At 38.0% G+C, this 8414-nt stretch carries 10 protein-coding genes and 1 pseudogene; 5 read left to right on the top strand and 6 right to left on the bottom strand.

Annotated elements, in window-relative coordinates; translation table 11 throughout:
* Positions 1 to 204: 204 nt before the first annotated feature.
* The 3 genes from PSF16_RS10590 to PSF16_RS10580 all read left to right on the top strand — a co-directional run bounded on the left by PSF16_RS10590 (position 205) and on the right by PSF16_RS10580 (position 1832).
* Positions 205 to 906, top strand: a complete 702-nt coding sequence (locus PSF16_RS10590; protein ID WP_006659853.1) for an AzlC family ABC transporter permease — start codon at positions 205 to 207, stop codon at positions 904 to 906.
* On the top strand, positions 903 to 1217 hold the full coding sequence (locus PSF16_RS10585) for an AzlD domain-containing protein (protein WP_006661772.1): 315 nt from the start codon (positions 903 to 905) through the stop codon (positions 1215 to 1217). The genes PSF16_RS10590 and PSF16_RS10585 overlap by 4 nt, the downstream gene beginning before the upstream one ends.
* 147 nt (positions 1218 to 1364) lie before the next feature.
* A complete protein-coding gene (locus tag PSF16_RS10580; protein ID WP_036963622.1) occupies positions 1365 to 1832 on the top strand; it encodes a DUF1456 family protein in 468 nt (155 codons plus the stop codon).
* Positions 1833 to 1869: 37 nt separating this feature from the next.
* Here PSF16_RS10580 and PSF16_RS10575 read toward each other — a convergent pair whose 3' ends face one another.
* From PSF16_RS10575 to PSF16_RS10560, 4 genes and pseudogenes are all read right to left on the bottom strand, one after another.
* On the bottom strand, positions 1870 to 2760 hold the full coding sequence (locus tag PSF16_RS10575) for a LysR family transcriptional regulator (protein ID WP_272689234.1): 891 nt from the start codon (positions 2758 to 2760) through the stop codon (positions 1870 to 1872).
* A gap of 44 nt (positions 2761 to 2804) precedes the next feature.
* Positions 2805 to 3200 (bottom strand): annotated as a pseudogene (locus PSF16_RS10570) (acetyl-CoA carboxylase carboxyl transferase subunit alpha); the annotation flags it as partial.
* A 55-nt stretch (positions 3201 to 3255) separates the two neighbouring features.
* The gene (locus PSF16_RS10565; RefSeq protein WP_272689233.1) at positions 3256 to 3792 is read right to left on the bottom strand and encodes a GNAT family N-acetyltransferase; all 537 of its coding nucleotides are present in this window, start codon (positions 3790 to 3792) and stop codon (positions 3256 to 3258) included.
* Between the two features lie 8 nt (positions 3793 to 3800).
* Positions 3801 to 5228, bottom strand: a complete 1428-nt coding sequence (locus PSF16_RS10560; protein WP_442959247.1) for an AMP nucleosidase — start codon at positions 5226 to 5228, stop codon at positions 3801 to 3803.
* A gap of 498 nt (positions 5229 to 5726) precedes the next feature.
* Between PSF16_RS10560 and PSF16_RS10555 the strand changes: the two genes are divergently transcribed.
* Complete coding sequence (locus PSF16_RS10555; RefSeq protein WP_272689231.1) at positions 5727 to 6059, top strand: MliC family protein; 333 nt, start codon at positions 5727 to 5729, stop codon at positions 6057 to 6059.
* 77 nt (positions 6060 to 6136) lie between these two features.
* Here the strand turns inward: PSF16_RS10555 and PSF16_RS10550 are convergent, their stop codons facing one another.
* Positions 6137 to 7045 carry an AEC family transporter gene (locus PSF16_RS10550; protein ID WP_006661778.1) on the bottom strand — a complete coding sequence of 303 codons (909 nt, stop codon included), beginning with the start codon at positions 7043 to 7045 and terminating at the stop codon, positions 6137 to 6139.
* Between the two features lie 234 nt (positions 7046 to 7279).
* Here PSF16_RS10550 and PSF16_RS10545 point away from each other — a divergent pair, with 234 nt between their 5' ends.
* Positions 7280 to 7819, top strand: coding sequence for an NADAR family protein (locus tag PSF16_RS10545; protein ID WP_272689230.1), 540 nt, complete (start codon positions 7280 to 7282; stop codon positions 7817 to 7819).
* 64 nt (positions 7820 to 7883) lie between these two features.
* Here PSF16_RS10545 and PSF16_RS10540 read toward each other — a convergent pair whose 3' ends face one another.
* Complete coding sequence (locus tag PSF16_RS10540; RefSeq protein ID WP_006661780.1) at positions 7884 to 8342, bottom strand: GNAT family N-acetyltransferase; 459 nt, start codon at positions 8340 to 8342, stop codon at positions 7884 to 7886.
* Positions 8343 to 8414: the final 72 nt, after the last annotated feature.

Below are 8414 nucleotides of genomic sequence, written 5' to 3'. Positions count from 1 at the left end.
GACCAATAAAAAGCCAGCATTTAAAACCAATTAAATGGCATTAATAGAGGTAGTGATTTGTTGAATATTTCAGGATATAACAATGGATATCTGCAACGTATCAAATAATGATTCTTTACCCTAAATACCTGTAGATAAATCAATGCTGTTTTTTTTAGATTTTTATTTAATGAATTCAATTTTCAACATACAGGATGCACATCAATGTCGTCTCAACAATCAAAGCCATGGCAACGTGCAATGATGGATGGAGCAGTTCATACATTACCGTTAAATCTTGCAGTTATTCCTTGGGGGATCCTTGCTGGATCTATGGCCATCGAAACGGGTCTTTCTTTCTGGCAAAGCATCGCCATGTCCGCAATGGTTTTTGCCGGTGCGGCTCAATTAGTTACCTTAGGGCTACTTAATTCCGGTGCTGGGTATATTACTATTGTGATTTCTGTTTTTTTTATCACATCCCAACACCTTTTATATGGGCTAACGATGCGCCCTTACGTTAAAGACTTCACAACGCCACAGCGTTTAAGTATTGGCTTTTTATTAACAGATGAGCTATTTGCGATTAGTGCAGCAAAACGCCAAGCCTTGAGCTTTGCTTATCTATTTGGAGCAGGCTTTAGTTTTTATCTCGTGTGGTTCATCACTAGCTTATGCGGCATTGTGATGGCAAATTTAATCGGTGATTTAAGTAAATTACACTTAGATTTTTCGGTGGTTGCGACACTATTAGCCATCGTAGTTCCACTCACGAGGAAAATAAGTACAGCTTGTGGAGTTCTCTTTTCATTAATTGTTGCAATTACCCTGTCAATGTATTCAATCAGTAGTGCAATTGTTATTGCGGGTGTTGGTGGAATGTTTGTCTCAGTGGGTGTTTCTCGCGTATTAGGGGAAGAAAAATGATCTGGTTTTTAATTCTTAGTTTAACTGCTGTCGTTTTTTCTCTACGCTATGTTTTTCTTATTCCACAATTACCAATACGGTTACCGCTCATTGTACGACAAGCACTCAGCTATTCTGCGCCTTGTTTATTAACTGCAATTTGTGCTCCTGTCATTTTGCTCGAAAACCATGAACTTCGGAGTTTTCCTGATAATCCTTATCTCTGGGGAGCACTATTCTGCGTTGTGGCGGCATCCTTCCTTAAAAATATGCTCATCACAGTCGGATTAACATTAGTGTTTTTCTATGGGTTAATTTACTTTATGGGTTAACTTGATAACAGTGAAAGATTGAGTCATCGATAATGTATCGCTACCCGCCAAGAATTTATAAAACATTGGAAGCCTCCTTTGCTTTATAATAAAACCTCATAGCTAATCAAAGCTTATTTTTAATCGATCCGTTGGATAAATGACCCCATGCTAAATAACTACGTTTTACGAAGTGTTCGTTATATGTTGGATTTGAGCGACGCTCAGATGGTTACAATCGTAAAACTTGCAGACCTAACAGTCACTAAAGAAGAAATGAATCTGTGGCTAAAAAAAGATACCGACCCTGATTATGTTGAATGTAATGACGTTGTACTTGGTCACTTTCTGAATGGATTGATTTACCATCGCCGTGGTAAAGATGAAAATCGCCCCGCCCCTGACGTTGAAGCTAGAATCAACAACAATATTATTTTCAAAAAATTACGAGTTGCTTTTGAACTAAAAGACGTTGACCTACTGGATATTTATCAATCCGTTGATTTCCGCGTTTCCAAGCCAGAATTGAGTGCCATTTTCCGCAATCCTGAACATAAAAATTATCGTGAATGTGGTGACCAGCTATTACGTTATCTCTTAAAAGGGTTAACCCTGCGCTTACGCAAAAATAAATAACTCACCTCGCAAAGAAAAGGCTGATAGCGATATCAGCCTAAATATTTTGCAATAAATATGTCAAAAAGATATCAATCTTCGGAGAAAGTGAACGCTTTGACGCATAAATTGCACGCAGCTCAATCGGTGCAGGATGCATCCCATTGATATCAATTTCCACTAGTTTTCCTGCCTGAACAGCTGACTGACACGCCTCTTTTGAAAGAATTGCCACCCCCAATCCATTTATTGCCGCAGCGCTGGCAAGGATGCCACTATTCACACGGTATTGGCTGTTTATATGAATTTTTTTTAGCTGCCCATTAGGCGTAATAAAAACCCATGGTTGCCCCTGCAATGCACTTAAACTCGTGATGCAGGGCATTTGGCTTAATGCATCTAGCGTTGTGGGTTGTCCATATTGTTCAATAAGCTTAGGCGCGGCGACGACAATACTTTCCCATGATTTAATCAACTGCGAGTGATAGCTACTGTCTATCAATTCACCTCGATGAAAAGTCAGTAATAAGTCCACATCATCACCAATAACATCCAACGGCGCTAACTGCGTATCACAGTGAATGGTCAGGTCGGGGTGAGCGAGTGCAAATTGAGCCAGACTATCTGCAAATAATAAACTGCCAGATTCACTTGGAATTGTTAACCGTAAAGTCCCACTCAATGTATCTGGAGCACTAATTTGCTGTAGTGTCTCATCTAATTCACAGTACAGTTTTTGACTTTTATTCAGTAATAACGTGCCCTGCTCTGTTAAGCGCATTTGTCGTGTAGTTCGCTCAATTAATCGACAATGAAATTGACCTTCAAGTAACTTAATTTGTCGGCTCACATTTGATGTTGGCATCGAAAGTTGCCTTGCTGCATTAGCGAAACTTCCTTGCGTTGCAACCGCAATAAATACTTTAAGTAAATTAAGATCAACAGACATTCTTCAGCCTAATTCCAGCATTAATCAATACTTCACTAATAACACTAGCAATAACCAAATTCCATTATTTTTTGGTAACGCTGCTCAAGCAGTGCTGCTTCATCTAATAAACTAAGTTGGTTTAAATCCTCAATAAGTTGCTGCTTCAGATTTTGTGCGGCTAATGAATAATTTCGATGAGCACCACCTAAAGGTTCAGGAATAATAACGTCAATAATTCCTAACTCTTTTAACCTCGGTGCGGTCATACCCATCACCTCAGCTGCAATTTGTGCCTTCTGGGAATCTTTCCATAAAATAGACGCACAGCCTTCTGGGGATATTGCAGCATATGTGCTGTATTCTAACATGTTAATTCGGTCGCCCACGCCAATTCCTAATGCACCGCCAGAACACCCTTCTCCCGTAATCACACAAATAATTGGCGTTTTGAGAAGGGAATTAATCCTATTCTATGGATAAGAATAGGATTAATTGTTATCGAAAATGGGATAATTAAGATTGAATCAGATTTTTACACAACAATACTGAGATACTACCGTTCATAAACACTTCTTTGTCTTGTATGTACCCCAATTTTTCTGCGACACGCAATGATGGAATATTTTGAGGTCCGATGAAACAAATACTTTCTTGATGTTTTTGTTGGGCTATCAACCATGATAATGCAGCCTTCATCGCCTCTGTCGCATAACCCCTACCTTGATATTCGGGGGCAATCACCCACCCAGCTTCAGGAATTCCTTTAACATGTGGCTCAACAATACGATGAAAATCGGCAAACCCAAGGTCTCCAACGTAGTTCCCAGTCCCCTTTTCTCTAACCGCCCAATAACCAAATCCAAGTAATGGCCATAACCCACCGTACGCTAACATGCGCATCCATGATTCACGTTCAGTTGAAGGAACGCCGCCAATGTGTTGAACCATTGACCGCTGTCCCCATAATTGAGAAAGCGCAGAAAAATCACTAACTTCATGTTTCGCTAAAATTAATCTATCTGTTTCAAGTTCAGGGATCACGTATTCCATCCTCGATATTATCTAAATGGTGGCTCGTCAAATGTTCTTAATTTTCGGGAGTGCAGCTTATCGCCTTCTTGCCTCAATAAGTCGATAGCGCGGATCCCAATTTGCAGATGCTCTGATATTGCACCTTCATAGAAACTGTTCGCTTGCCCCGGTAATTTAATTTCACCATGAATAGGCTTATCTGAAACACAAAGTAATGTGCCATAAGGCACACGGAAACGGTAACCTTGAGCTGCAATTGTGGCACTTTCCATGTCAACAGCAACAGCACGACTTAGACTAAAACGACGAGCCGTTGCAAAAAAACGCAATTCCCAGTTTCGGTCATCCGTCGTGACCACTGTTCCGGTACGTAAGCGCTGTTTAACCAGCTCACCTGGCATATTACTCACTTGTTTCGTCGCGTCATACAACGCGCGTTGCACTTCAGCAATACTTGGAATAGGAATATCTGGCGGTAATACATCATCTAAAATATGGTCATCACGCAAATAAGCGTGGGCTAACACATAATCACCAATTTTTTGACTTTCACGCAAGCCGCCACAGTGACCAATCATTAACCACGTGTGTGGGCGTAATACCGCCAAATGGTCACAAATATTTTTTGCATTTGAAGGTCCCACCCCGATGTTAACTAGCGTTATTCCCACACCATCACGAGCAATCAGATGATATGCAGGCATTTGGAATTTTTTCCATGTTAAATCAGATGTGGCAAATTGAGGATCTGCATTTTCAGCAGTTAAGTAATTATGCCCTACGCAAGATAATGCAATATAGCGACTTTCTGGGTCACGAATTTGTTCACAAGCCCAATTAACAAATTCATCGACATAGCGATTATAGTTCGTAAACAAAATATAGGGCTGAACATGCTCTGGGGGGGTGCCCGTATAATGTTTCAAGCGTGCTAACGAGAAATCAACTCTCAATGCATCAAAATGGGATAATGGCATATCGTCTGTCACATGATATAAACCATCGGTAATATCATCACTTATATGGGAAAGATCCGTGATGGGGAAATGAGCTGCCAAACTACTACTCATACTTCTATCGAGAATAAGATCAGAACCGTCAATAACGAATGGATATGGAATCTCTGTTTTAGACGGACGAACTGCAAAAGATACGTCATAGTCTTGTTGGAATATGGTCAATTGTTCCACAAGGTAGGCACGAAACAGTTCCGGTTGCGTCACGGTAATACTGTAGTCACCTTGTTTCACAAAACGAGCATAAGCTCGCGTTTTTTCACAATGGTCAACCTTACCACCCCATGTTACACACAGTTCAGGGTAAGCAAATAACCCACTACTTCGTGCGTTGACATCCGGTATAGTGCCCTTTTCAACGTAGGTTGCAATTGCATTTCTTAGAGCATCAATGGCATTTGAATAGAGTAATGAGAGTGTTTCGATTGTCTCTTCTATAGAAAGATTTTCATATTTTCGGCATTGTTCCAAAGACACGCTTAACTCCTTATCAAATGACGTAAACTTTACGCCTTCAGTGTATGTTATTCATCGAACACTCACAAGAAATTGCATTTAATCCTTGAAAATTTAATAGGTTAAACTTTTCGTTTATTTTATCTTTTATTTGGCGATTTTTACCTATATCTGTTCCTATCATGAATTCAAGATAAAAATATATATTCAAATTAAATTTAAGATTACACCTATAGATTATTAAAAGCCTTGGATAACTTATTAGCTTCTATTTTAAAAAACAAAAATACATCTAAAAATATTTATATCGTTATTTACAAAGGAGATTAAGTTGAAATTAAGAATATTATTAAATTTCATAAAATAGTGACTAAATGTTTATACTATGTATATTTAAAAGTAATACTATATCTCTGTAGCTTATCGTTTTAATGTTTATGAACGCTGGTATAAATACTTAAAAGGTATTAAGGAAAACCAATGAAAAACACTCTTTTAATTTCTTCTATCGCTGCATTATCCGTTTTGGCTGTATCGTCATCTGCATTCGCCGCTAAAACACAAACCTATAACTGCGATGGACAAAAAATTAAAGTTTCTTTCCCTAATCAAGATACAGCAGTGATGCTTTACAACGATGAATTGATTTTACTGAAAAATAAAGAAGCCGCGAGTGGCGCTCGCTATGTTGGTGAAAATTTCCAACTATGGAGCAGCAAAGCAGGATTAAACTTAGCGACTATTTCTGAAGATGATGCTGTTAATAACCGTATTTCTGACGACAAGGGTCGTGATTGTAAACTTGTTAAGTAACTGCATTTCTAACTTCACTTCGCCATAGAAAGCAACATCATAATAATTATGATGTTGCTTTCTATATGAAAATAATATTATTGAGTAATTAATGTTAAAACTAGCGGTAATGTAATAACCGCAAGAATAGTTTGAAAAGTAATAATTCCAGCCATCAATTGGCTATCACCATTGAGTTGTTTGGTTAAAATATAGGACGTCGGGGCAGTAGGAATAGCGAAAAAGATCACCAAAAGAACCCTTTCTAATGCTGGTAATGAAAATAAATGGGCAGTTAATACCGCTAAAATAGGCATCGCGAGCAAACGTAATAATGTTGAAACCATGATTGGTTTAAACTCTTTTCTCAATGTTGCTGTTTGTAGTGCTCCACCAATGCAAATTAACCCTAATGGTAAACTCGCTGCTGCCAGTAATTTTAAAAATTGGTCAGAACCAAATGGTAAACCAATAGGTAATAAATTTAATAAAATTCCGATAACACAAGATATTATCAGAGGGTTTTTAGCAATAGGCATCACAAGTTGCTTTAATGTGACTTTCTTACCTGCACTCAATGATAACACAGCAATCACATTGCAGCTGGGCACTAAAATCGCCATAATTACCGCAGAAATAGCAATCCCTTCCGATCCAAATAGATCAGCAATAATTGCAAGACCTAAATAGGTATTAAAACGAATAATTCCTTGAATATGGGCCCCAAATCTTGGAATCGAGATTTTGAATAAATATTTACTCAGCACCACGAACAATGAGCTTATCGCAAGAATAAACAAAATTGCACATGCAAGATAAGGCAATTTTGGATTATCTAACGGCGCATTTGCTAAACTGCTTATTAGTAAAGCTGGAAATAAAATGAAGTAATTAAGTTTTTCCGCGCTCGGCCAAAAATCAGCAGAAAACAGTGCAGTTCTACGCAATATAAAACCCATTGTAATAAGAGCAAATAATGGCCATAACACCAGTAAAATCTTTTCCATAATTAATTAATTCTGTTTTTTCAAATAATTATAAATTTATATTTGTTATGATATCGTTAAAATAAAAGGTGTGTTAGTTAAAAAAAGCGATACCAATTAATACATTTCAAGAATGTGAGCTTTATTCAAAAATTATTTTTTCTTTGCAACAAGAGTGCGGGTAATTCCGATAGCCAAGCCATTGGTTTATCGTTAATCTAACCGTATCTAATGATTATTTTTCAAGTTAGTCTTATGGATATAAAAAACCTTTGTAAGCTCTACCAAACAGGTAAAAAATTTAAATATGTCTTTTTTTGGGGGCATCAGTCTAAACAACATCAAGTAACAAAAAGCTGTTTTAGCCAATGGTATCCCGCCCCTTTTATCGTTGATAACAATCGCTTTGCTAGCACCGAACATTTTATGATGGCTGAAAAAGCCCGCTTATTTGATGATAATGAAACGCTACAAAAAATTATTCATGCACCTAATCCTGGTGCAGCAAAAGCATTTGGTCGAGAAGTTCGCGGGTTCAGGCAAGATATTTGGGATGCAAACCGCTATAATATTGTTGTGAAAGCTAATTTGGCAAAATTCTCCCAAAATGAGGCGTTAAAACAATTCCTACTCGCGACTAATGAGCGGGTGCTTGTTGAAGCGAGCCCTGTCGACAAAATATGGGGAATTGGTTTAGCAGAAGATGCAGAAAATATTGAAAATCCACTCACATGGAAAGGTTTAAATCTATTAGGTTTTGCATTAATGGAAGTACGGGCACAATTAGCAAATTAAGATTTTTAGCAATCATATCCCGCTGTTAAAGCAACAGCGGGCACTCGATTTAATGATATCGTCGTTATAGTGGCATTCTATATTCGATAACACCCGGCTTTTCTGCCACCCAATTGTATAACTTCTGTCCCCGTAAATTAGTCTCTTGTGTATGCCAGTACAATCTTCCACACTGTTTTTTTTGCGCTTGCTGTTGAACAAACTCAATGAGTTGTTTACCCACATGGCGACCACGAACTTCAGGCGTTACATACAAATCCTCTAAATAACAAAAGTCATTTTTCGCCCATGTCGAACGATGGAAAAGATAATTAACAAAACCAACAACCTTGTCACCTTCGACTGCTACCGCACAATACATGGGTTCTTTTTCATCAAAGAAGCGTTCCCACGCTTTTAATGTAATTTCTTCACTTAAATCTACTTGATAAAACTTTTGATATTCTAGCCAATAAACTAACCATTCTGGGTAGTGATCAGGGGAAACAAATTCGATAGAAACTGGTAATTCTGCATTATTCATAATAACCCTTCCATTAGTAGACATATTACTCGATGGGGTTATAGTACTGAGCTATCTGGTACTGCATAAGGT

This window comes from Providencia sp. PROV033 (genome assembly GCF_028484855.1).
Classification (GTDB): domain Bacteria; phylum Pseudomonadota; class Gammaproteobacteria; order Enterobacterales; family Enterobacteriaceae; genus Providencia; species Providencia alcalifaciens.
This window is presented reverse-complemented; position numbering and strand designations above follow the sequence as displayed.

Coding starts and splice junctions, on each gene's coding strand:
- PSF16_RS10590 (WP_006659853.1), top strand. CDS start 205: ATGTCGTCTCAACAATCAAAGCCATGGCAACGTGCAATGATGGATGGA.
- PSF16_RS10585 (WP_006661772.1), top strand. CDS start 903: ATGATCTGGTTTTTAATTCTTAGTTTAACTGCTGTCGTTTTTTCTCTA.
- PSF16_RS10580 (WP_036963622.1), top strand. CDS start 1,365: ATGCTAAATAACTACGTTTTACGAAGTGTTCGTTATATGTTGGATTTG.
- PSF16_RS10575 (WP_272689234.1), bottom strand. CDS start 2,760: ATGTCTGTTGATCTTAATTTACTTAAAGTATTTATTGCGGTTGCAACG.
- PSF16_RS10565 (WP_272689233.1), bottom strand. CDS start 3,792: ATGGAATACGTGATCCCTGAACTTGAAACAGATAGATTAATTTTAGCG.
- PSF16_RS10555 (WP_272689231.1), top strand. CDS start 5,727: ATGAAAAACACTCTTTTAATTTCTTCTATCGCTGCATTATCCGTTTTG.
- PSF16_RS10550 (WP_006661778.1), bottom strand. CDS start 7,045: ATGGAAAAGATTTTACTGGTGTTATGGCCATTATTTGCTCTTATTACA.
- PSF16_RS10545 (WP_272689230.1), top strand. CDS start 7,280: ATGGATATAAAAAACCTTTGTAAGCTCTACCAAACAGGTAAAAAATTT.
- PSF16_RS10540 (WP_006661780.1), bottom strand. CDS start 8,342: ATGAATAATGCAGAATTACCAGTTTCTATCGAATTTGTTTCCCCTGAT.